Consider the following 23441-nt stretch of genomic DNA (forward strand, 5'->3'; position numbering starts at 1 on the left):
CTAAGTTCTTAGGCTGTTTTACTTGAATGGCAGCAAGCTGTGGTAAGGGGAAATAATTTGAAAAAAATTTTAATCATCGGTGGTGGATTAGGTGGTTTAACTGCAGCTATTCTATTGGTTCGCAAAGGCTTCGAGGTCATTTTATACGAGAAAAAGAAGTATCCTTTTCATCGAGTTTGCGGTGAATACATCTCCAATGAAGTAGTAGACTTCCTAAAGCGGAACGGACTTTTTCCTGAGGTTGACGTATCCTCCATTACTGACTTTCAATACAGCACGACAGATGGTCAATCGTATCAAATGCCGCTGGACCTAGGTGCCTTTGGTGTAAGCCGATACTATTTCGATGATTTTTTGGCGAAACTTGCCGTTCACGATGGGGTCGAATTAAAGGCCGGCCAATTCATCACCAGTATTGCCAAGGAAGAAGGGGAGTTTTATGCTACAGATAATTTAGGAGAACGTGTTCAAGCAGACTTGATCATTGGTGCTTATGGCAAGAACAGCAATCTCGATCGTGTACTTGATCGAAGGTTTTTGTCACAAGAAAGCCCTTACATCGGTGTCAAATACCACATCAAAACTGCCTTTCCGAAAAACCTCATCGCCCTACACAATTTCGAAAGTGGGTACTGCGGCATCTCCGCAATAGAGGAAGATAAATACAACATGTGCTATCTCGGTGAGCGGGCCGTGTTAAAAAAACATGGTAGCATCCCCGCTATGGAAGAAAACGTGCTTTGCAAAAACCCCTTTTTACAAACGCTTTTCAAAGACTCAGATTTTCTTTTTGAGAAGCCCGAAGTGATCAATGCTTTCTCCTTTGCTCCTAAGTCTCCTGTTGAAAAAGGCGTCTTTATGATTGGAGATGCTGCCGGGTTGATCACCCCGCTTTGTGGCAACGGGATGGCCCTTGCCATTCATTCTGCAAAACTCCTTACTGATCTCATCAGCGAAATGCCAACAGCTGAACAGGCTGTCTTGGAAAGCCATTATAGCAGGCTATGGAAAAATTCATTTGCCAGACGTTTATGGATAGGTCGACAAACACAAAAACTTTTTGGGACCGGGCAGCGCTCTGCTATTGCCTTAAAAGTGATGAAGAGCAGTCCGTTTTTTGCTAAGAAGATCATGAAAAACACGCACGGCGAGCCCTTTTAATAGACGCCAACCACATTCAACACTTGCGTGTAATCCAGAAAAAGGTAAATGAAAAATAGCGCCAATGCGGTAGAAGAGATCATATTTAATCGCATGGTGTTTTGATAATTCGCTTGAGTCTGATCTTTCCATGTTTTGATCATCCACCAGCTGAAAAAAAGCACAACCGGTAACATGGCCAGCACAAAAGCTCCGGCATACTTGATGTCAAAAAAGGTCCTGAAAAACCAGATGAATCCTAAGGTTGCTAAAGCAAAGCAACTAGCCGTGAACAAGAAAGTCCCCTTGATACCCAAAAGAACGGATAGCGTTCGGTCTCCTCGTTTTGTGTCCTCCGCATGCTGATAAATCTGTGTCATGGGATAAGACCCCCAGAGAATTGCCGAGGCCAGTAATCCACCATAAAGGGGTTTGTCATTCATCACCATCAGAAAATTGAAGTCGTTGAGGCCTACGTAGGTCAACCAAACCACCCATGCTCCTTGAAAAAAGCCGGCAATCATCCAGCTCAATAAAGCAAACCGTTTCAATCGTATCCGATCATTGCTGTATGCGCGTGACACCAAAACATAGGCCAATACCATCAAGGTTAGGGTCCAATTACTGTATAAATACTGCGTCAAGGCCAAGCCGATCAAGTCAAACAGTGAGGCCAAGTAGTACAGGTTCTTATCTACTTTCGGAGGGTTTTTTAGTCCTCCAATGCTCCCTTCGTCTTTGTCAAAATAGCTATTGTAAGCGTTCGAAGCAGGATAAATGAAGAGGTGAAGAATCACGAGTAAGCCTAGCATTCCTTGTTCACTGAAATTAGGGCTCAATGACAGCGCAAAGAGGTAAATGGGTAGTAAAAAATAAGAAAAGGGAATCCTTAGGTGGAGCCAAGTAGATTTTTTGAACATATCTCTCGCTAGTCGTGAACAATTTAGTCCAAAATAGACTATAATCGTATGTGGGGGTAAACATTTTATCTATCGGCACGGCAGTGCCCTCGAATAGGATAGAACAGCAAGAGGTTTTTGAGTTCATGAGCAAAGCGCATGGGCTAAAAGGCGACGAAAAACAACGGTTACAGGCGCTATACCGCGTGTCTGCCATTAAAGAACGCTACTCCGTTGTCCCTGACTATGGTACATTGGACAAAAGTCTGTGGAAACTCTATCCGCAAAATGATAGCCTCTCTCCTTTCCCAGATACAAAAACACGAAATGACATTTACCGAAAAGAAGCCCTTTCGCTTAGCCTCCAAGCAATAGACAACTGTTTGAGTGCTTTTGATAAACAGGAAATCACTCATTTGATCACCGTGAGCTGCACGGGCCTCTATGCACCGGGCATTGATATCGACATTGTCAACGCATTAGATTTGAACAAGTCAGTGGAGCGAACGTGCATCAACTTCATGGGGTGTTATGCTGCACTTACCGGACTGAAGACTGCTAATCAGATCTGCCTTGCAGATCCTAATGCCACTGTGCTCGTGGTCTGTGTAGAATTATGTACCCTACACTTTCAAAAAGCAAATGATGAAGACAACCTTATTGCCAATGCGCTTTTTAGCGACGGTGCCGCAGCTGTTTTAGTGAGTCAATCCAAACCATTTGAAACTCCTGCGCTTCAAATCAAAGACTTCAAAAGTGCCATTTACCCTGACGGCCAGAATGACATGGCATGGAACATTGGGAATCATGGCTTTGAAATGAAGCTAACAACCTACGTCCCCGACTTGATCGAAAAGGGAATCAAAGAACTGATCGGCCAACTGCCCATCGAACGACCGGATTTCTACGCCATCCACCCAGGAGGAAAGCGCATCCTTGATGTGACAGAATCGGCGTTAGGGATTGAAAAACGGGCAACGCAAGCTTCACATGACGTGCTAAAACGTTATGGCAACATGTCCTCCCCAACGATTCTTTTTGTCTTAAAGGATATGCTGCATTCATTCACAAAGGAGGACAGCGGAAAGAGTTTAGCAGCCATGGCTTTTGGTCCTGGCTTAACGATGGAAACAGCCGCCTTTGATCTTCTTTAACGCAATTTTTTGAATTGCTCGTTGTACCAAAGGAAGCGACCAAGGTTAGTGTTTTGATTCATCAACAGCTTTTGTCTCCTTTTGTGGTAGGCATAGGACGGTTTTCTTGAAAGCCCACGATAGGGTGACCTACTGAACATGAGCTCTCCGGTTGCCGTAATAAATGGTTCTCGATCAATCGTAGAATCTTTGTCCATAAAAATGAATGAACCCGTGACAACAGCCTGTTCTGGCCTGTCTCGTCTGCTCTCTATTTGCCTCCACTCTTCCTCGCTTGGCAGAAAAATATCTTGCCTAAGCGGATAATAGGCCATTGGATTTTTGTAGTTTGAGGTGAATGCGATGATAAACTCTTCTGCGGATTGGTTCTGTCCCCAACAGGGTTTAACCAGCATTACAGGCAACAGCAGCAAGAAGACATGTTTGGTCATATTTTAAGATAATCAAAACCTCTTAACTAGTAACGGTGAGTTTCAAAAATCGTTCGTACGAAGAAGAACTAATGGATGACCTTGCCTCTTCCGGAGAAGTCATCACACAAACCCTGAGAGAACTGGATACGATCAACCGACTACTGGGTGGAAATCAGGTCACAGCGAACGGGCTGAACCTATTGACCAAAGGAATTGATCGTCCTTTGGTTATCGCTGACCTCGGCTGCGGTGGTGGCGAGATGCTGAAATTGGTTGCCCAATGGGCAAAAAGAAAAGGCATTGAGGTGGAATTGATAGGTTTTGATGCCAACCCTCACATCATTGCCTATGCAAAAGATCATTGCTCCTCTTTCAAGAACATACATTTTGAGGTGGAGGACATTTTTGGATCATCATTTCGGAAAAGAACCTTCGATGTGATCCTTTGTACGCTTTTCACTCATCACTTTAAAGAAGACCAATTGGTCGACATCTTCAAACAGTTTAAAAAGCAGGCAGAAATAGGGGTGGTCATTAACGACCTGCACAGGCACTGGTTCGCCTATTATTCCATCAAATTACTGACTCGACTCTTTTCCAAATCCGATATGGTGAAGAATGATGGTCCACTATCGGTCAAAAGAGCCTTTATCAGGCCTGAATTACAAGCTCTTTTGGCATCTGCTGACATTGAGGCCAAACACCTCAGTTGGCAATGGGCCTTTCGATGGCAGTTGGTTTTTTAGCCAACCCAATTGACCTTTTCCCCTATTGGTTGTCGAAGACCTTTGGCCTTCAGCTCGCCTTGAATGCTTCCTACGTACAAAAAGCCCATGAGCTTATCTTTTTCACCTAGCCCAAAAAACGTCTTTGCCTTTTCCATGTAGGTAATTCCTCCTGTTCCCCAGTAGCAACCCACTCCATATGCTGTAGCTGTCAGATACATGTTTTGCACCGCCATCGAGACCGCAGCAATTTCTTCCACTTCTCGAATGGACTCTTCTGGATCCCGCCGCATGCCAATGGCAATAACATGAGAGGCCATCATGGGTTGACTCGCCAATTTTTGATATTTCCTTTCTTCAAAAGAACCGTCTGCCTGTGCTACCTCTTGGTACAACTCGGCTTGAAAGGCAGCTAGTTTTTTCAATCCTTCGTTGTGAAATACGGTAAAGCGCCAAGGTTCTGTAAAACGATGCGTTGGTGCCCAATTGGCATTTTCTAACATTTGTTGGATCACCTCGTCTGCTACCTTCTCCTGGCTATACATTTTCGGAAAAACCGATCTTCTGTTCTTGATCAGCTCATTCAAGTCGTTCGTTTTCATTTTTTCAATCGTATAATGAGGTCAACGGAATAATTTCGTGTCGGGGCCGGCTGAAAATAACGACCTCCAAAAGCATTCAAATCATTGCCTAAGCTATAGCTTTCATTGAAAATGTTATCCACTCCAGCAGAAAGTTCAATATCAAATTTCTCTCCCGTCTGTCGCCATCCTAATTTGGCAAAAAGCATATGATAGGCCTCCGCAAAGACTGTATTTTCGTCATTCAATGGCATGGCGTCCGTGTACAAGTAAGAAACATTGGCAAAAAAACCTGCTTCCAACTGAGTGTCCGTTGAAAACCCGACAATCCAAGGGGCAGTTCCGGTCAAGGCATTTCCAGAAAAATCGTCTCCCCCGGATTGGTAATCTTTGAATTGAAAATCATGATAGGTTATCGCCAAACGACTACTGACCGTCTTGATAAAGCCACTCGATCTGGTTAACCATGGCCTGAGGAGCTCTAACTCTGCTCCTTGTTGTTGTAAGCGACCGGCATTTCTAAAAAGAACCACTCCGTCTTGGTCGGTGAAAGAGGTGATCGACTCCGTCAACTCAAAACGAAAAAGGGAAAGATCGTAAGAAAATGCTGAGCCCCCTCCTCTCAAATTGAATTCATAATTTACTCCTCGCTCCGGTTGAAGGGCCTGATTGATACTTCCTTCGTTCGTCCTGACCTCTAATGTAGTCGGTACCGAATACCCCGTTGATACCGAAAGGTGTGCGCTCAATGCTGCTGTGATGATCTTACTTAATGCGATACGTGGATTAAGGCTTGGATCAAACCGCTTGGTAAACGATGTCGGGTTATTGGTGATCTTGTCAATGCTTCGATCAATGGCGTAGACCGTATTGGCAAAACTTAACCCTGCCTCCAACTTCCATGAATCTGTCAAAAAATAATGTGCATTAACAAAGGCGGTAAAGTCGGTATTCGTCAGCTCATCAGCAAAGCGAATGGTGTCGCGTTGACCACCCACATTACCAAAATTATCAGCCTCCAACCAAGCCACCTGAAACTCAGCACCCATGAAAACGGAAAATTTAGTAGGGTCTTTTGAGAGTTCAAAAACAGACCGGCCACCAAGCCTTGTTTCTTCCTCTTCTTTATAATCCAAAATAAAGGGGTTCTCAAATCGGCGAATGCTGGCGAAAAGGTGTGTGTTGTTAGAAAGGCCATTCCCCCATGTATAGTTCTGCCCAATTTTGGCCAAAAGCATCTGATGATCAATGGATGCGTTTTGACTGGCACTTCTAGGCCTGGCCTGGGTCGGATCCTGCTCAAATTGATCCTTGGTCAGGCCACCAGGAATTTCATAAAAGAGATCCGAGTAGATTAGGCCCGTCTCGATCGTCCGAGCTTCGGATGTAAACAGCAGACCATTCAGCTCAAAAACACTTTTTTTCATGGCATTATGGTCTCGGTATCCATCCAGTTCATGGCGGATTACTTTTGCCGTCCACGAAGACTTTTCCGTGGTGCTGTTTGCCTGAAGACCATATCGCAGAAGACCAAATGACCCTACGCTGAACTGCCCTGTGATCGAATTGACCAAGGGCGCATAGTTGGTGCTCTTGAACTTCATGACGCCCCCTGTTCCTGCGCCGTACATGCTACCTGCGGGTCCCTTTATCACTTCTAAACCGTTCATGTTTTGCCTATCCAACAGGTTCAAAAAGGTATTCCCTCCGGCATCGGTAAATGGGATATCATTCCAATAGACTTTCACATTGCGTACCCCAAAAGGGGAGCGTAGTGAACTGCCCCTGATGGACACACGATAACTTGCTCCTGCGCGTTCTTCAAACCTGATTCCCGGTGTCAGGTTCAGCGGTCTAACTAACGATTGCTGATCGAAGCGATCCAGTTCAGCGGCATCGTACCGACGAATTGCACCGGCCACCTGATTCAGCTTGCTGTTCGAACCAAAGCCCTCTACCTCCACCTGATCGAGCATTGCCGTTTTTGGCGTTAGCACCAACTGATAGGTACCCTCACTGACGTTTTCCATCATTTGGTCTTCAAACGCTACATGCGTGAGGAGCAACCGTTCGATGAAACTTACTTTCAAATCGAACAGCCCTGAGGCATCGGATACCTGCTGAATGACAGGGTTTGTTGACTGCAGTACGACACCGGATACAGGCTTGAGTTGTTCATCCAAGACCTTAATGTTGATTTGGCTGAACAGTCCAAAAGGAATGAACAAAGAAAGAAGAACCCACAACGTTACTCTCATGATAATACCGAACTAAACCTCCTCATTCCGCTAATGTTTTCTGGTTTTTAATTGAACACAAACCTAGGTAACTTCTCGCATCAATTTGAATGATATGAAAAAACTACCCTTACTCATCGCTTTATTCGCCTCTTTGTCGATGACCGCACAAGAGGCCTTTTTCACTTCCTCACCTAGTTTGACACCAGATGCTGACAAGATCGTCTTTTCGTATGACGGAGACCTTTGGGTAGTCGACAGCGAGGGAGGGGAAGCCTCAAGGTTAACGGCCATGGAGGGGAATGAGTCCTTTCCCAGAGTGAGCCCTGATGGCAAATGGATCGCGTTTACAGCAGAGGTCATGGGAAATTCAGACCTCTATTTGATGCCTATCACCGGCGGTGACATCAAGCGCCTGACCTATCATTCTGCAGCTGATCGAACAGAAGCCTGGTCTTGGGATAGCCAAACCATCTATTTTCGCTCAAGTCGAGAAAATAGGTTAACTGCCTTTTCTGTCAACATCGACGGAGGTACCCCCAAGCGCCTCGTTGAACACCATTTCAATTGGCCGCACAATCTCGCCATACATCCTGATGGCAGAATTTTCTTCAACGAAAGTTGGGAGAGTAGTAACCAGATCACTAGAAAAAGGTACAAAGGGTCTTTCAACCCGAATATCAAAACCTACAATCCAAAAAACCAAAACTATGAGGAACTGACCAGCTACCAGGGAAAAGATATGTGGTCTACCATCGATCGTTCAGGGAAGGTCTATTTCGTCTCTGATCGTGACAATGGAGAGTACAATCTCTTCGAATTAGCAGACGCTCCACAACGCTTAACCAACTTTGACACCAGCATCAAAGACCCACAGGTCAGTGCCAACGGTCGGTTGATCGTTTTTGAAAAAGACTACCAACTCTTTACCTACAACCCGGCAAGTAAAGAAAGTAAGAAAGTGCCCATCACTGTCCTGAATCATTCGACCTTGGCCGCTGACAAAGAATTCAACACCAAAGGGAATGTTGGGAGCTTCGATGTGTCGCCTGATCAGAAGAAGATGGCCTTTGTGTCGAGAGGACGGCTTTTTGTTTCTGACATTTCCGGGAAATTTATTAAAGAGCTTCCCACCAGTAGCACTGAACGAGTCATTGAGGTCAAGTGGTTAAAAGACAATGAGACCTTGCTCTATACAGAAACGATCAATGGATATCCAAATATTTACAAGATCAACGCCAAGACGGGTGATGGCATCCAGCAATTGACCAATGATGAACTATTCATCGGAAACATTGAATTGAACCCTGAAATGACCAAAGCCGCCTATTTCGGTGGTAGAAATGAATTGCGCCTCCTCGATCTAGAAAGTTTTACATCAACAACCGTGGCCAATGAAGAGCTTTGGGGGCTCTACAAGCCTCAACCTCGTTTCTCTCCCGATGGAAAAATAATCGCCTTTACCGTGCGCAACGATTTCGAAGAAGACATTTATGTCTATGCTATCGAGCAGGGCACATTAAGGAACTTGACCAAAACTGGTGTCTCTGAAACCAATCCCTTTTGGGGACCAGAGGGCAAATACCTTTACTTTGAAACCAACCGAACCCAACCAAGCTACCCTTTTGGATTGCGCGATGGCGACATTTATCGTATTCCCCTAAAACGACAGGAGGAGGCGTTCAAATCAACCAAGCTCGCAGAGGTTTTTGACCCAAAAGACAAGGACAAAACATCAGAAGAGGTCACTGTTTCCATTGACGAAAGCCTCCAAGCGGTGGAGGTCATGGAGCGCGTAGGCGCAAGTTTCGGGACACAAGGTGCCCCTTTCGTATTAAAGAAAGGGGATGATACGCACATTATCTATTCATCCAATCATGATGAAAACCAACGAGCCCTTTGGGTCACTACCCTTTCCCCCTTTGAAAGGCCCAAAACCGATAAGATTGCCGGCAGTGGTGGCTCAGGCGGTATCATCCATGTGGGTGGCACCCTTTACGTCAACGTACGTGGTACCATCAACACCTTGGATATCGGTTCAAAAAAACTCAAAGCCATAGACACTGAACTCAAATTCAGAAAGTCATTGCGCAAAGAATTCGATCAAATGTTCTACGAAACCTGGGCTGGTATAGAAGAAAACTTCTACAATGAAACCTTCCACAACATGGACTGGCCTTCGCTTAGAGACCAATACGCCAACTACCTACCAGAGGTTAAATCAAGAGCCGAACTACGGGTGTTGCTTAACGACCTTTTAGGAGAATTGAACTCCTCGCATATGGGATTCCGGTCAAACGGTCCCGAAGAACGAACCGAATATCGTACCAGTTCGGCAAGCCTTGGTTTAGTCTTTGAAAAAGAATCTCCATACACGGTTCAACATATTATCAAGGATGGTCCCTTTGACTTTCCTGGAAAAGCGCTTTCCGCCGGCGATGATTTAATCGCTATTAACGGCGTGGTCATCGATCCTGAAATGAATCGTGAATATTACTTAAGTACTACGTCGATCGATGAGGAGATGACGTTGACTTTTCGCAATGGCAAAACAACCAAAACCTTAAAAGTTCACCCCCAGAGTAGCGGCCGCACGCAGACCAATCTTTACGACGAATGGGTAGATCATAATCAAGCCATAGTAGACAAGGAAACGAAGAACAAAGTGGCCTATGTGCACATGAAAAACATGAGCGGTGGAGAACTTCAAAACTTTCTTGTTGAGATGACCTCTGAAGGCTATAACCGCGATGGACTAATTCTTGACCTCCGCTACAATACGGGAGGAAATGTCCATGATGAAGTGCTCAAATTCCTTTCGCAAAAGCCTTATTTACAGTGGAAATACCGCGAAGGTAAGCTGACGCCACAAGGCAATTTTGGTGCGGGAGCCAAACCCACTGTTCTCTTGATCAATGAACAAAGCCTCAGTGATGCGGAGATGACCGCTGCCGGATTTAAGGCCTTGGGCCTTGGTAAGATCATTGGTATTGAAACCTATCGTTGGATCATCTTCACCAGCGGCGCTAGTTTGGTCGATGGCTCGTTTTATCGCCTGCCTTCATGGGGAACGTATACGCTTGATGGCCAAAACCTGGAAAAAACAGGCGTTTCACCTGATATTGAGGTCCCCATGACCTTTAAGGACAGAATTGATGGGAAAGACCCACAACTGGCTAGGGCAATTCAAGAAGTCATGCAGCAATTGAATAATTGATTTGCCGACCCTCAGACTATATGACACGGAAAAATTCCCTGACTTGTTTGCGGAAAAGCAAGTCAGGGTTTTTCAGTTACCCAATTTCAAAGTCTGCATTGCCTTGTATAACGGAGAATACTACGCTTTTTCCCATTTATGCCCTCATCAAAAGCATCCCCTTGCTTCGGCCAATATTACGGCCTTTGGAGAAGTCGTTTGTCCGCTACATGAATACCGTTTTTCTCTGTCAGTTGGAAATGAGGCAAACAACAAATGTCAGGCCTTAACCCGCTATAAATTGCATTTGAACGCTGAAGGAGTATATTTAAGTTTTTAAGCATGTAAATTTATTTTTCGGCAAGAGCGAGTTACATTCTTCATCCCGTTGGTGAGAAAAGTCGTGTGGTTTCACTCGATATTCTACGAGGTGTTGCCGTTCTGGGTATTCTGGTCATGAATATTCAGAGTTTTTCTATGCCTTCTTCGGCCTATGTCAACCCGTCGAGTTTTGAAAACTTAGGGGGTTACGATTTCTACGTTTGGCTCCTGAGCCATGTGTTTGCCGACCAAAAATTCATGGCCATCTTTTCCATGCTTTTTGGGGCCAGCGTGGTCATGATCTCTCAAAAAGCAAGAAAAGAACAGCTTCGGTCTTCAGACCTACAGTACCGACGATTTATTTTCCTAGGCCTTATCGGAATCGCCCATGCCTATTTACTCTGGATGGGTGATATTCTTCTTCTCTACGCTATCTGTGGATTACTGATGTTTATTTTCAGAAGCAAAAGTACCGCCACCCAAATCCGAGCAGGAGTTATTTTTCTGGTCATTGGATCCGCCATTAGTCTATTGATCGGCTATTCCGTTCCGCTGTGGGAACCAGGAGAATACGAGGCCACCGCTGCAGAGCTATGGAACCCTGCAGCCGAAGCACAACAAGAAGAAATTGACTACTACACCAGCAGCTGGGAAAGACAGCTCTTCATCAGGGCCCCACAAGCTTTTGAGATGCAAACCACGGTCTTCGTTTTTCAAAGCTTCTGGCGTATTGCCGGCTGTCTATTGATTGGAATGGCTTTGTACAAAAGACGAGTCTTTAAACTCAAGCAATCCTCAAAATACTATGCCAAAATGGTGGCGTATGGTTTAGGCATCGGACTCCCTCTTGTTATCAGCGGCACCATACTGGATTTCCACTACGATTGGGATTTTCGTTTAAGTTTTTTCTTCTTTTCTCAATTCAATTATTGGGGTAGCATATTGATGGCCATCGGTTACATCGGTATCGTTATGCTATTTTGTAAGGCAAACACCCGCAGCTTTTTTGCCAAACAGCTTGCCAACGTGGGAAGAATGGCCCTTTCGAATTACCTCATGCAATCCATCATTTGCACCTTCATCTTTTATGGTCATGGCTTCGCTCTTTTTGCAGACTTGGACCGTTCTGCACAAGCGGTGATCGTTTTGGGGATTTGGGTAGTGCAAATTGCCTTTTCTTCTTTCTGGTTAAGCTATTTCAACTTTGGCCCCTTTGAGTGGATCTGGCGTTCGCTGACCTACGGAAAGCCTCAACCTTTCCTTAAATCCAATTGATTAGCCCTGATAATACCCGGCATCGATCAACTCTTCCTGATCACCTGACTTGACTGCAAAATTAAATCCCTTGTGGATGCCAAATGCACCGTATTCCCCGTTCTTGCTCAAGGCCAAAAAGCCAACTTGAAGATTCTTGTAGTTGTCGGGATACTTTTTTACGATTCGATTGACCGCCTGTTCACAAGCTTCTTGTGGAGAATATCCCTGCCGCATGAGTTCGACGATCATGTGTGACCCGCATATTTTAATAACAAACTCTCCTAACCCGGTGGCCGTCGCTGCACCAATCTCATTATCGACATACAAGCCCGCGCCGATGATCGGCGAGTCACCAACGCGACCGTTCATTTTCCAAGCAGCCCCACTAGTGGTACATGCACCGGAAAGGTCGCCGTAATCATCTAAGGCTACCATACCGATGGTGTCATGATTTTCAACATTGATCTCCGGTTGGTAGTCTTGATTCTTCAACCAGTTTTTCCACGCCTTCTCTGCATTGGGTGTCAATAAATTCTCTTCCTTGAAGCCCTGAGCAAGGGCAAATTTCTTCGCTCCTTCACCAACCAACATCACATGTGGCGTGTCATCCATGACCTTTCGAGCAACAGCAATTGGGTTTTTGATGTCCTGTAAAAAAGCCACGGAGCCACAGTTTTCATTTTCATCCATGATACAGGCATCAAGTGTAACGTTTCCATCTCGATCCGGAAAACCACCTATCCCAACCGTCGCATTGTTCGGGTCATTCTCAGTGACCATGACGCCTTTTTCCACCGCATCAATGGCCTTGCCTCCCGTAGATAGCGTCTTCCAGGCCTCTGCATTGGCTTCCATCCCATGGTTCCAGGTTGAAATGACAATAGGTTTTTTAACGGCCTTTTGGGGCGCACAGGCCAATGAAGACAAGCTTGCGCTCGTTACTGCCAGCCCACTAAAGATGGACGACTTGATGAATTTCCTTCTGTTACTCATACATGTAATTTTCTAAAATTTAAGGAAAAATTCACCCAATGATACCCCTTTAATAAAAGCGTTTTTTTTTCGAGCTTAATCCGATAAATTGAAGGATGCGCAATTCATTCCTTTTTCTGTTAGCCTCTGTTCTGCTCCTCGGATGCAAAACCATGTCCCCTGACGTTCACGAACCCCATATCGTTCCTGAACCCTTGAGCATAAGTTTTGACATGGAAAAGTATTATCCGCTACACGAAAAGCCCACCCTTTCTTTTGAAGATCCTCTTGCGGAGGAAAGTGTCCGTTTTTTAGCTGATTACCTGAATGAAATGGGTTGGAAAAGTGAAGTACACAAGGCCTCTGAGTTGACGGATATTCACTTCCAGAAAACTGCGGGCTTGGCCGATGAGGCTTATGAGTTATCGGTTGACCATCGAGGGGTTTTCATTAGAGCCGCTCACCAAAAAGGATTCTTCTATGGTGTGCAATCTTTCATTCAACTGCTAACCCCCGGAAAGCATATTGCTAGCTTACCTTACCTAAACATCAGCGATAGCCCGCGTTTTGCATGGCGAGGTCTACACTTGGATGTGGGGAGGCATTTCTTTTCGACCGATTTTATCAAAAAGTACATCGATGTGATGGCCATGTATAAGTTCAACACCTTTCACTGGCATTTGACCGAAGACCAAGGCTGGCGCATCGAGATCAAACAATACCCAAAGCTGACTGAAATTGGAAGTCAACGGAAAGAAACCGTCGTAGAAAAAAACTTCAACCCTTATGTTGGTGACGGTCAACCTTATGGTGGCTATTATACCCAAGAAGAAATCAAGGAGATCGTTGCTTATGCGGCCGAACGTCAAGTGACCATTGTACCAGAAATTGAAATGCCTGGTCATTCGCTTGCTACCCTCGCGGCCTACCCAGAATTAGGTTGTGGACCAGGACCTTATGAAGTTGGCACTCGTTGGGGAGTCTATGATGACATTTATTGCCCTAAAGAAGAAACGTTTACCTTTTTAGAAAATGTGTTGACCGAAGTGATGGCGCTTTTTCCGAGCAAGTACATTCACATTGGTGGCGATGAAGCCCCGAAAACCGTTTGGAAAAAAAGCAAGGTGGCCCAAGAGGTAATGAGAAGAGAAGGCCTCAAAGACGAGTTTGAATTACAAAGCTATTTCATCACGCGCATGGAGAAGTTCTTGAATGCCAATGGACGTCAATTGATCGGTTGGGATGAAATTCTTGAAGGAGGCTTAGCCCCTGGTGCAGCCGTCATGTCGTGGCGAGGAGAAAGCGGTGGCATTGAAGCGGCAGAAGCTCGCCATAATGTAGTGATGACGCCTAACGGCAACATGTATTTCGACCATTACCAAGCCGATCCAAAAACAGAACCCCTGGCCATCGGTGGCTTTACCGATTTAGAAAGTGTCTACCGTTACGAACCGATTCCAGCAGGTCTGGATGATGAATACCATGAATATGTAATGGGTGCACAAGCCAATGTGTGGACAGAATACATGAAAACCTCTGACTATGTGGAGTACATGGTGTACCCAAGAGCAGTGGCGTTGGCTGAAACCGTTTGGTCTGCCAAAAGCAACAGAGATTGGACGCATTTTCAAGAAAAACTGCCCCATCAATATGCCCTTCTTGACAGCAAAAACGTCAATTATCACATCAGTCAACCCAATGGACTTTCCAATTCATTGACATTAGACGAACAGGTCAGCATTCAGTTGTCAAGCACATACGAGGGAAGCACGATCTATTACACCACGGACGGAAGCGAACCTAGTGAAGGATCAACACGCTATCAAGACGAAATTTCATTAGACATTTTAGATCCAATTGAAGTCAAAGCCATTACCGTTTTGGCTGGAGGAGCGAGAAGCACGGTGGCAAGTGCCACCTATCAAAAAGCAACACTTTACGAGCCCATTCAACCCTTGAAAGCCGATAAAGGGCTGGAGGTATTCATGACTACCGGTGGCTTTGGATCCGTCAATGCCCTGACGCCCAAGGGCCAAGCAGAGATTGTGACATCCATTTCCCTTCCCAAGGAACAACCGGCACAATTTGGTTTGGTCTTTCGAGGGATGATCAATGTGCCATCTGACGGCATCTACACTTTTTTCACTACATCTGATGATGGGAGCAGCTTGTCCGTAGCCGATGAATTGGTTGTAGACAACGATGGTCCACATGGCCCTCAAGAAGCCTACGGCCAAATTGCCCTGAAGGCTGGCTTTCACACCTTTGAAGTCAAGTACTTCGAATCAGGAGGTGGCGAACGATTGACGGTTGAAATGGAGGGGCCAGGAATCGCACGAAATGACATTGACCCTAACCTATTTTACCATTAACCGTTAAGCTAAGTTGTGAGTGGCTCAAGATGGTCATACTAGCGACTCGCCATTTTTATCAAAAACTCAAGACATGAATAAACGAATTTTTGCCAGTATCGGCATTGGCTGTATCGTAGCCATTCTCGTCTTTGTCAATCACCAAAGAAAATCAAAAGAAGACAGGTTCTTGGATGCCATTAGCTCCTTCATCTACAATGAAGCAGGAGATTTTGAGCGCTACAATGCGCTAGAATTAAAACCGATCACCAACGAACTGCTATTGGAAGATGTACAATTGAAAAATCAGTTGGCCGTCGTTAAAGATACCTTAACAGAAAAAGTTAGCCTTTTGAAAAGTCATGCAAAGTTTCCAAAAAGCTGGGCAGACGAGGTCAATACTTTTCAACAGTTAGTTCCTGATCAAATCGATGATTGGATTCGACTCAAGGCAAAAATCGACCTCGCGTTAAGCACTATTGAAGACAACCGTTTAGCCCTTTTGATCCACAAAGAAACCGTTGCACTCAATCTGATCGAAGCCAAACTCAATGCGCTCAACCTTTCCGTTTATAGCGTCGACCTTTCAGGGCAAGATCATATCCATTACCTCCATCGTTTTGCATTGGATGGTGAGGAAGTACTATCAGTATTTGAGCTCGATGCTGATAAGAAAGAGGTCATTTCTTACAAAGCGATTGGTTAATAATTTTCCCTGAATCGTTATTAAAACGACCAATAACCCTTAACAAATAACCTGTATGCGTTTATTAGGAAATATCATTTGGATCGTCTTTGGAGGTTGGATGATCGCCTTGGAATACATCATTGGAGACATAGCGTTGTGCATGACCGTGGTTGGCATTCCTTGGGGCATTCAGTGTTTTAAGCTAGCCATTTTAGGCTTCGCTCCTTTTGGTCAACGCGTCGAATCAGGTTCTGCTACCGGAGTCTGCTTGTTGAAAGCACTGCAACTCTCGAACAGATTCTTTCAGTCGATTATTTCTCTATCGAGAAATTCTCTCCTTCAGAATGACGAAACGAGGCGTCATTATGAGTGTCCAGAGCATCAAGACCGAAAGAATCTGTCCGTTAAGTCCACTGCCAAAGACCAACAGATTCTTTCGGTCGTAAACTTTGCCTCTCCACAAGTTTTCTCCCTCAGAATGACGTGAGCCATACAAAAAAGCCAACCTCCTCTTTCGAGAACGTTGGCTCAAATAACTTTCAGTTACTAGTATTAGTTTTTGTAACTACTGTTAAAGATTTGATTTTCTTTTTTAGAATTTCAAGAGTTAAATAATCCTCCAGCCAGTTTTTCTTGAAGAATAAAGACTAATAAAATAATCGAAAAGATCAGGCCTGTCAATGTTATTCGTAATAACATTCTTCTTTCTACTGATTTCTTTGTCAACGCTTTTCGAATGAAAAGATATTGATAAACTATCGAAGACGTAATCATAAGAAAAAGTACAATAGTTAAAACTTCTTGCGTATTCATAAATCTACTCTCTAGTCATACACCACATTACATCAGCTAAAATTAAAGCAAAGCCTAAGCCACCGAGACCAATTCTCGTACCAACCTTGCCTAAAGCTTTCACTAGAGCCTTTCGAACAGCGTATCTTGACATAGCCCTTCCATACCATGCGTCAATAATCAGCTCGGCCCCGAGAGCCTCAAAAGCACAATGAGCCAAACGACTTGTATCTATTGGGTCTGAGTACCAAGCCGATCTGACGCTAGAGACATCATTCTTGTACAAAAGAGGATTGTTTTCCACTTCCTTTGAGAATATTAGTAGCGCAGCTAAAATTACTGCTTCTTTATTCTCCTCAAGGTATTTCGAGCCGAACATTTCAATTAATTCTTGGTCTTCAAATCCATAATGTGAAACTAATTTCAAAGCGGATTCACTTAGGTCTGCCTTTAATACCTTGGCAAGCTCCATTTTTTGAACTTCAGAATTTTCTTGATTGACATTAGCCTGGTAAAGATTACGCTTAATAAGGTCATTGTTTTCCAAACTATGAGACAAATCCATTCCAAAATCAATTATCGATTCCTCAATAATTGAACCCCCAGTCGGATCGACATCATCACTACATGATATGTGTGAAAATAATAAAATACAAGTAGCCCGAATTTTAGATAATTTTTCATTGTGTAATGTTTAATGTGATTAAATGTGATTAAATATATCGAAATTATATTAAAATAAAAAGCCAACCTCCTCTTTCGAGAACGTTGGCTTATGTGATTCTTCTCAAACCCCTCTGTCCTTAACCTTTACTTTTTTCATTCAGGAGATTCCTGCCTGCGCAGGAATTACGTGAATAAATAAGGGGTTAAGCGAAGAAATATGGGAATTTTCCTTCTTTGATCATGGTATCGGCTACTTGTCTACGAAGCTCTTTTACATTCACTAAGTCCATTTTTGTGAAGCGCTTCAAGCCCATCAACATCACTTTCTGTTCGTCACCTTTAGTGAAGGCTGCAATCGCCTCTTTGGCAGATGCATTGATGATGTTGATCGCTCGCTGCATGTAGATCTTCGTCATGGCCACATAGTCAGCACAGGCTTCCTCTCCCCTCAAGCTGATGAGCTTCTCTGTTCGCAACATGGCCGATTCAACCGCGTAGGTCTCGATCAAGATGTCCGCAAGGTTCATCATCACCTCTTGCTCATCTTCGATCTTGTCTTGAAGTGCCATGGCTGCTTTGCCTCCGACCATCAAGAATACTTTTTTCAAATTCTTGATCACTTCTTTCTCTTCAGCAAAAAGTACTGACTTATCAATTGAAGAGAAGGTAGGTACTGAAGTCAATTCCTTTGACACATCCATTGCCGGCGCATAGATATCAAGCTCGCCCTTCATGGCTCGCTTTAACAACATGCCCACCATCAACATGCGGTTGATCTCGTTCGTGCCTTCATAGATCCTGGCAATTCGAGAATCTCTGTAAGCTCGTTCCATTGGAGCATCTTGTGAGAATCCCATTCCACCGTAGACCTGAACACCCTCATCGACCACATAGTCCAACACCTCGGAGCTGTGGATCTTCGAGATCGCACATTCGATGGCAAACTGCTCGACCCCTTTCAGTTTGGCTTGCGCATCATCCATACCGTCTGCGATCAGGTCATTGATCTTGTCTTCAATATTCTGACCGGCACGGTAATCCAAGGATTCCGTGACGAAAATACGCGTTGCCATTTCGGCCAACTTGCCTTTGATGGCACCAAAATTTGCAATGGCGGTTCCAAATTGCTTGCGCTCATTGGCGTATTGAATAGCTTGTGAAGTCACCGTACGGCAACCACCCAAAACACCTGCTCCTAATTTCACACGGCCAATGTTCAAAATGTTCACGGCGATCTTGAAGCCGTTCTGTCTTTCTGAAAGCATATTCTCCACAGGCACTTCACAGTCGTTGAAGAAGACCTGACGAGTAGAAGACCCTTTGATTCCTAATTTCTTTTCCTCTTCACCCATGCTGATTCCACCGAATGATTTCTCCACGATGAAAGCGGTCAAGTTTTTGTCGTCTTCGATCTTGGCGAACACGATGAAGAGATCCGCAAAGCCAGCATTCGAGATCCACATCTTCTGACCCGTGATCTTATAGTGGCTGCCATCTTCAGAAAGGACCGCTTTGGTCTTGCCTGAATTGGCATCAGATCCGGCGTCTGGTTCGGTCAAGCAATAACACGCCGCCCATTCGCCTGTAGCCAGCTTGGGCAAATATTTAGCTTTCTGCTCCTCCGTTCCGTAGTACAGAATAGGCAAGGTACCGATTCCAGTATGTGCACCGTAAGTGGTGGAGAATGAACCCGCAGCACCGATAATGTCGGCAATAAGCATGGACGTGTTGAAACTCATGCCCATGCCCCCATACTGCTCAGGAACTGAGATCCCTAAAAGTCCTAGTTCACCAGCCTTTTTGAAAATGCTCGGCACGAGGTCCGGCTCTTTCATGCTGTCAATGCGCTCAACATTCGGATGGATCTCGGTATCGATGAAATCCTGACATGCGTGCGCCATCATTTTTTGCTCTTCAGAAAACTCTTCTGGAATGAAGACTTCCTGATACTCTGTTTCTCTGACGATGAACTCACCGCCTTTGATGCTTTTCTTTTCTGCTACTGTAGACATTTTCGTATTACGTATTGCGAAGTGCGTATTGCGATTAATTCAGTTTCCTTTTCAACTTATAGATCATTCTTTGAATGTGATCTATTTGATCGAATAGCGCTTCTAGTTGTTCATTCTCATTTACATAACGCAGTTTTTCAGCAATGATCAATTGAGTTTCAAGTTCACTCAGTGATCCATTAGCCATTCCCAAAAACTGCTTGAATTCACCTATTGAATTCCTACCCGAACCTTCACTTATGTTTGAAGGAACAGATACCGCTGCTCTTCTTATTTGACTCATTAGGCCAAATCTTTCTTCTGAAGGAAATTTTGCTGAGATCAGATAAATTGACTCGGTCAATTCAATGGCCTCTTGCCAAACCTTCAGTTCTTTATAATTGTGCATATCTATTGTGTTTATTGGTCGTCATACGCACATCGCGGTACGCAATTCGACCTAATTCAAAAACTCATAAATCCCTGCTACGCCTTGGCCGCCACCCACACAAGCGGTTACCATTCCGTATTTGGCATTGCCCATTCTGCGCATTTCGTTGAAAAGCTGAACAGAAAGTTTCGCTCCCGAACAACCAAGTGGATGGCCTAATGCGATCGCACCGCCATTCACATTCAGTTTGCTTCGATCAAGGTCCAATTCTTTGATCACGGCGAGTGATTGCGCTGCGAAGGCTTCATTCAGCTCAACCAAATCCAGGTCAGACTGCTTTAATCCTGCTTGTTTCAATGCTTTTGGCACTGCCTCCACTGGACCAATACCCATGATGCGTGGATGAACACCGACTGCGGTGTAAGTGACCATTCTTGCAATGGGTTCCAAGTTCAATTCCTTTACCATTCGTTCCGACATGACCATCACAAAAGAAGCACCATCGGAAACGGGAGAAGAATTCCCTGCCGTTACCTGACCTCCTTGTGCAAAAACAGGTCGAAGCCCGGCCAGAACATCCATCGACGTATCTGCTCTCGGTCCTTCGTCTCTATTGACGGTGTAGGAAGACTCTTTCATTTTGCCATCTGCGCCAACTGACTTGTTCAAAACCTCAATAGGAACAATTTCATCGTCAAACTTTCCTGCTTCTTGAGCGGCAACTGCTTTTTGATGTGATTCAAACGCAAATTGATCTGCTTCCTCTCTGGTGATCTTGAATTCATTGGCAACTTGTTCAGCCGTAAGCCCCATACTGAGGTAATAGTCGTTATGGGCTGTAGCAAGCTTGTAGTTCAACGCAGTCTTGTATCCCATCACTGGAACCATGCTCATGGATTCAGTGCCGCCAGCTATGATGCAATCGGCTGTACCGGCATGTACGCGAGCCGAAGCCAAAGCGATCGCTTCCAAGCCCGAACCACAGTAGCGGTTCACCGTCACGCCGGGTACTTCGATCGGCAACGACAGTAGCGAGATCATTCTTGCCATTTGCATGCCTTGCTCCGCTTCGGGAACGGCATTTCCGACAATTAGATCATCTACTCGTTTTGGATCAAAATTTGGCACTTTTGATACCAAATGTTTGATCACATCTGCAGCCATGTCATCGGGACGCACCGTTTTCAATACACTGCGTTTTCCGCGACCAACTGCTGTTCTATATCCTGCAACTATGTAAGCATCCATATTTCTGAATGTTAAATGTTAAATGTTGAATGATTAATTTCTCAAAGGTTTGCCTTTGAATAAAATGGAGTGAATCCGCTCAAGCGTTTTCGGCTCTGCTGTCAGCTCGACAAACATTTGTCGTTCTAGGTCTAGCAGATATTGCTCCGATACTTCCTGTGGTTGTGTGAGGTCGCCGCCACACATGATCCAACCCAGTTTACGTGCGATCTTTGCGTCATGCTCGGAAATGTAATTGCCCAAAAGCATTCCATTGATCCCTGCTTCAAACAAGGCAAGACCCACACGTCCTTGTACTTTGATGTCTTTTCGCTCCACCGGTTGTGTGTACCCTGCCTCATGTAATTCCAACACTTTGGCTTTAGCATCCGTCAATAACCTTTTTCGGTTCAAGGTGACACCATCTTGAGGTCTAAGAATACTCATTCCTCTGGCCTCCTCAGCAGAAGTAGCCACTTTTGCGGTGGCTATGTTCATAAATGCCTCTTGTAGTCTATTCAATTCCGGATCGCCGGAAGCTACTGAATCGGCCACACGCAAGGTAAGTTCCTTCGTTCCGCCACCTCCAGGGATCAAACCGACACCTACCTCAACCAAACCGATGTAGGTTTCGGCATGGGCTTGAATAGCGTCACAATGCAACGACAACTCACAACCACCACCAAGTGTTAAACCTGCCGGTGCCGCCACGACCGGGATAGTTGAAAATTTTGCACGTTTCATGGTGTTTTGGAACTGTGCCACCATCAAGTTGACCTCATCAAACTCTTGATCTCCCGCAAACATGAAGAGCATGGCCAAATTGGCACCCGCTGAGAAATTTTCCCCTTCATTGCCGATCACTAATCCCTTGTAATCCTTTTCAGCCATAGAGATCGCGGTCTCAATGCCCTCGATTACTTCTTGTCCAATGGCATTCATTTTAGTGTGGAACTCCAAACACAGCACGCCATCTCCGATATCGAAGATAGAAGCCCCTGCATTTCCCCAGACCTTATTCGTTTCTCGAATATTCTCCAGAATAACCAGGTCCTCCATTCCAGGGATCACTTTGTACGATTTAGAAGGAATGTCGTAGTATTTTTTGATGCCATTCTCAATGACATAGAAGGATTCGTTTCCTGCGTCAAGCATTTCATGCACCCAAGCCGCAGGCTTCAATTCCATTTGCTCCATCTGCTCAACGACCTTTCTGACGCCCAGTAGATCCCAGGTGTCAAAAGGACCCATTTGCCAAGCAAAGCCTGCGCAAACGGCTTGATCTATTCGATACAGCTCATCCGAAATTTCAGGAATACGATAGGTGACGTACCTGAAGGTGTCATAAAAGGTCTTTCGATAGAATTCGCCTGCTTTATCATCGAAGTTGACCAAGGTTTTGACACGCTCTTTTAAGTTCTCTTGATCCTTGACTGCATCCAAAGCCTTGAAATTCGCTCTTGTTCGCTCGACGTATTCAAAGGTTCTTAAATCCAGCTCAAGAATGGTGCGTTTCCCGTCAGCATCTTTGGTCTTCTTGAAATAACCTTGACCGGACTTGTCGCCAAACCAACCTCTTTCATGGACCTCTTTCACAATGCCTGGAAGTACAAACTTTTCCTTGGATTCATCATTCGGTAAACCGGCATGCAGGTTATTCGCTACGTTCACGGTAGTATCGAGGCCCACAACATCCATTGTTCTGAAGGTGGCTGACTTCGCACGTCCGATGATGGGTCCGGTCAAACGATCGACCTCACCCACGGTCATTTCCATCTCTTCAATGGTATGCATGGCCGACATGATGGCATAAATACCAATGCGGTTGGCAATAAAGGCCGGAGTATCTTTACACAATACCGTTTCCTTACCTAAATAAAGATCCCCATAATGCATCAAGTAATCGATGATCTCAGGATCAGTCTTTGGTCCTGGGATGATCTCTAATAATCGTAAATAACGCGGAGGGTTAAAGAAGTGCGTTCCACAGAAATGTCGCTGAAAATCATCACTTCGTCCTTCACACATCATGTGCATTGGAATACCAGATGTGTTGGAAGTAATTAAGGTGCCGGGTTTTCTGTATTTTTCAACTTGTTCAAATACGATCTTTTTGATGTCCAAGCGCTCAACAACTACTTCGATGATCCAGTCTACATCGGCGATCTTCGCCATGTCGTCTTCAAAGTTGCCCGTACTGATTCGCTTCGCAAAATCAGCATGGTAAATGGGAGATGGCTTTGACTTCAATGCAAAAGTCAAGGCATCGTTCACGATTTGATTTCTTGCCCGTGGATCCTTTTGTTGCTCTTCGCTCAACTCGCGTGGAACGATGTCGAGCAGGATTACTTCAACTCCAATATTAGCGAAATGGCAGGCTATTCTTGAGCCCATCACTCCCGATCCTAATACCGCTACTTTTTTGATCTTTCGATTCATA

At 44.8% G+C, this 23441-nt stretch carries 19 protein-coding genes; 9 read left to right on the forward strand and 10 right to left on the reverse strand.

Annotated elements, in window-relative coordinates; genetic code table 11:
* Positions 1-57 precede the first annotated feature (57 nt).
* Positions 58-1161 carry an NAD(P)/FAD-dependent oxidoreductase gene (locus AC2D6U_RS11130; protein WP_484721059.1) on the forward strand — a complete coding sequence of 368 codons (1104 nt, stop codon included), beginning with the start codon at positions 58-60 and terminating at the stop codon, positions 1159-1161.
* On the opposite strand, the gene AC2D6U_RS11135 is transcribed toward AC2D6U_RS11130, so the two are convergent.
* Positions 1158-2060 carry a UbiA family prenyltransferase gene (locus AC2D6U_RS11135; protein WP_484721060.1) on the reverse strand — a complete coding sequence of 301 codons (903 nt, stop codon included), beginning with the start codon at positions 2058-2060 and terminating at the stop codon, positions 1158-1160. The two genes, AC2D6U_RS11130 and AC2D6U_RS11135, sit on opposite strands and share 4 nt — an antisense overlap.
* A gap of 50 nt (positions 2061-2110) precedes the next feature.
* On the opposite strand from AC2D6U_RS11135, the gene AC2D6U_RS11140 reads away from it, so the two are divergent.
* Positions 2111-3193, forward strand: coding sequence for a type III polyketide synthase (locus AC2D6U_RS11140; RefSeq protein WP_484721061.1), 1083 nt, complete (start codon positions 2111-2113; stop codon positions 3191-3193).
* Here AC2D6U_RS11140 and AC2D6U_RS11145 read toward each other — a convergent pair.
* Positions 3190-3624: a hypothetical protein gene (locus tag AC2D6U_RS11145; RefSeq protein WP_484721062.1), complete on the reverse strand. Its 435-nt coding sequence runs from the start codon at positions 3622-3624 to the stop codon at positions 3190-3192. The genes AC2D6U_RS11140 and AC2D6U_RS11145 overlap by 4 nt on opposite strands.
* A gap of 35 nt (positions 3625-3659) precedes the next feature.
* Between AC2D6U_RS11145 and AC2D6U_RS11150 the strand changes: the two genes are divergently transcribed.
* The gene (locus AC2D6U_RS11150) at positions 3660-4352 is read left to right on the forward strand and encodes a methyltransferase domain-containing protein (protein WP_484721063.1); all 693 of its coding nucleotides are present in this window, start codon (positions 3660-3662) and stop codon (positions 4350-4352) included.
* On the opposite strand, the gene AC2D6U_RS11155 is transcribed toward AC2D6U_RS11150, so the two are convergent.
* Both AC2D6U_RS11155 and AC2D6U_RS11160 read right to left on the reverse strand, forming a co-directional pair.
* Entirely contained in the window at positions 4349-4933 is a 585-nt protein-coding gene (locus AC2D6U_RS11155; protein ID WP_484721064.1) for a nitroreductase family protein, read from the reverse strand. The two genes, AC2D6U_RS11150 and AC2D6U_RS11155, sit on opposite strands and share 4 nt — an antisense overlap.
* Entirely contained in the window at positions 4930-7170 is a 2241-nt protein-coding gene (locus tag AC2D6U_RS11160; protein WP_484721065.1) for a TonB-dependent receptor, read from the reverse strand. The genes AC2D6U_RS11155 and AC2D6U_RS11160 overlap by 4 nt, the downstream gene beginning before the upstream one ends.
* 94 nt (positions 7171-7264) lie before the next feature.
* Between AC2D6U_RS11160 and AC2D6U_RS11165 the strand changes: the two genes are divergently transcribed.
* The 3 genes from AC2D6U_RS11165 to AC2D6U_RS11175 all read left to right on the forward strand — a co-directional run bounded on the left by AC2D6U_RS11165 (position 7265) and on the right by AC2D6U_RS11175 (position 11941).
* Entirely contained in the window at positions 7265-10366 is a 3102-nt protein-coding gene (locus AC2D6U_RS11165; protein ID WP_484721066.1) for a S41 family peptidase, read from the forward strand.
* Positions 10367-10409: 43 nt separating this feature from the next.
* Positions 10410-10685, forward strand: coding sequence for a Rieske (2Fe-2S) protein (locus AC2D6U_RS11170; RefSeq protein ID WP_484721767.1), 276 nt, complete (start codon positions 10410-10412; stop codon positions 10683-10685).
* Positions 10686-10750: 65 nt separating this feature from the next.
* Complete coding sequence (locus tag AC2D6U_RS11175; protein WP_484721067.1) at positions 10751-11941, forward strand: DUF418 domain-containing protein; 1191 nt, start codon at positions 10751-10753, stop codon at positions 11939-11941.
* On the opposite strand, the gene AC2D6U_RS11180 is transcribed toward AC2D6U_RS11175, so the two are convergent.
* Positions 11942-12916, reverse strand: coding sequence for a glycosylasparaginase (locus tag AC2D6U_RS11180; RefSeq protein ID WP_484721068.1), 975 nt, complete (start codon positions 12914-12916; stop codon positions 11942-11944).
* A 152-nt stretch (positions 12917-13068) separates the two neighbouring features.
* Between AC2D6U_RS11180 and AC2D6U_RS11185 the strand changes: the two genes are divergently transcribed.
* The 3 genes from AC2D6U_RS11185 to AC2D6U_RS11195 all read left to right on the forward strand — a co-directional run bounded on the left by AC2D6U_RS11185 (position 13069) and on the right by AC2D6U_RS11195 (position 16421).
* Entirely contained in the window at positions 13069-15267 is a 2199-nt protein-coding gene (locus tag AC2D6U_RS11185) for a family 20 glycosylhydrolase (protein ID WP_484721069.1), read from the forward strand.
* Between the two features lie 73 nt (positions 15268-15340).
* Positions 15341-15952 (forward strand): hypothetical protein, encoded by a 612-nt coding sequence (locus AC2D6U_RS11190; RefSeq protein WP_484721070.1) that lies wholly within the window; start codon positions 15341-15343, stop codon positions 15950-15952.
* Between the two features lie 55 nt (positions 15953-16007).
* A complete protein-coding gene (locus AC2D6U_RS11195; protein ID WP_484721071.1) occupies positions 16008-16421 on the forward strand; it encodes a YccF domain-containing protein in 414 nt (137 codons plus the stop codon).
* A gap of 330 nt (positions 16422-16751) precedes the next feature.
* Here AC2D6U_RS11195 and AC2D6U_RS11200 read toward each other — a convergent pair whose 3' ends face one another.
* The 5 genes from AC2D6U_RS11200 to AC2D6U_RS11220 all read right to left on the reverse strand — a co-directional run bounded on the left by AC2D6U_RS11200 (position 16752) and on the right by AC2D6U_RS11220 (position 23440).
* Complete coding sequence (locus tag AC2D6U_RS11200) at positions 16752-17291, reverse strand: hypothetical protein (RefSeq protein WP_484721072.1); 540 nt, start codon at positions 17289-17291, stop codon at positions 16752-16754.
* A 304-nt stretch (positions 17292-17595) separates the two neighbouring features.
* Positions 17596-19404, reverse strand: a complete 1809-nt coding sequence (locus AC2D6U_RS11205; protein WP_484721073.1) for an acyl-CoA dehydrogenase family protein — start codon at positions 19402-19404, stop codon at positions 17596-17598.
* 34 nt (positions 19405-19438) lie between these two features.
* Positions 19439-19792: a four helix bundle protein gene (locus tag AC2D6U_RS11210; RefSeq protein WP_484721074.1), complete on the reverse strand. Its 354-nt coding sequence runs from the start codon at positions 19790-19792 to the stop codon at positions 19439-19441.
* Between the two features lie 51 nt (positions 19793-19843).
* Positions 19844-21022, reverse strand: coding sequence for an acetyl-CoA C-acyltransferase (locus tag AC2D6U_RS11215; protein WP_484721075.1), 1179 nt, complete (start codon positions 21020-21022; stop codon positions 19844-19846).
* A gap of 33 nt (positions 21023-21055) precedes the next feature.
* Entirely contained in the window at positions 21056-23440 is a 2385-nt protein-coding gene (locus AC2D6U_RS11220; protein WP_484721076.1) for a 3-hydroxyacyl-CoA dehydrogenase/enoyl-CoA hydratase family protein, read from the reverse strand.
* Between the last annotated feature and the right edge of the window lies 1 nt (position 23441).

This window comes from Roseivirga sp. YIW32, assembly GCF_057219245.1.

Excerpts from the sequence above, each read along its gene's own strand:
- AC2D6U_RS11135 (WP_484721060.1), bottom strand. The coding sequence starts at position 2,060 with ATGTTCAAAAAATCTACTTGGCTCCACCTAAGGATTCCCTTTTCTTAT.
- AC2D6U_RS11145 (WP_484721062.1), bottom strand. The coding sequence starts at position 3,624 with ATGACCAAACATGTCTTCTTGCTGCTGTTGCCTGTAATGCTGGTTAAA.
- AC2D6U_RS11155 (WP_484721064.1), bottom strand. The coding sequence starts at position 4,933 with ATGAAAACGAACGACTTGAATGAGCTGATCAAGAACAGAAGATCGGTT.
- AC2D6U_RS11160 (WP_484721065.1), bottom strand. The coding sequence starts at position 7,170 with ATGAGAGTAACGTTGTGGGTTCTTCTTTCTTTGTTCATTCCTTTTGGA.
- AC2D6U_RS11165 (WP_484721066.1), top strand. The coding sequence starts at position 7,265 with ATGAAAAAACTACCCTTACTCATCGCTTTATTCGCCTCTTTGTCGATG.
- AC2D6U_RS11180 (WP_484721068.1), bottom strand. The coding sequence starts at position 12,916 with ATGAGTAACAGAAGGAAATTCATCAAGTCGTCCATCTTTAGTGGGCTG.
- AC2D6U_RS11185 (WP_484721069.1), top strand. The coding sequence starts at position 13,069 with ATGTCCCCTGACGTTCACGAACCCCATATCGTTCCTGAACCCTTGAGC.
- AC2D6U_RS11190 (WP_484721070.1), top strand. The coding sequence starts at position 15,341 with ATGAATAAACGAATTTTTGCCAGTATCGGCATTGGCTGTATCGTAGCC.
- AC2D6U_RS11195 (WP_484721071.1), top strand. The coding sequence starts at position 16,008 with ATGCGTTTATTAGGAAATATCATTTGGATCGTCTTTGGAGGTTGGATG.
- AC2D6U_RS11200 (WP_484721072.1), bottom strand. The coding sequence starts at position 17,291 with ATGGATTTGTCTCATAGTTTGGAAAACAATGACCTTATTAAGCGTAAT.
- AC2D6U_RS11205 (WP_484721073.1), bottom strand. The coding sequence starts at position 19,404 with ATGTCTACAGTAGCAGAAAAGAAAAGCATCAAAGGCGGTGAGTTCATC.
- AC2D6U_RS11210 (WP_484721074.1), bottom strand. The coding sequence starts at position 19,792 with ATGCACAATTATAAAGAACTGAAGGTTTGGCAAGAGGCCATTGAATTG.
- AC2D6U_RS11215 (WP_484721075.1), bottom strand. The coding sequence starts at position 21,022 with ATGGATGCTTACATAGTTGCAGGATATAGAACAGCAGTTGGTCGCGGA.
- AC2D6U_RS11220 (WP_484721076.1), bottom strand. The coding sequence starts at position 23,440 with ATGAATCGAAAGATCAAAAAAGTAGCGGTATTAGGATCGGGAGTGATG.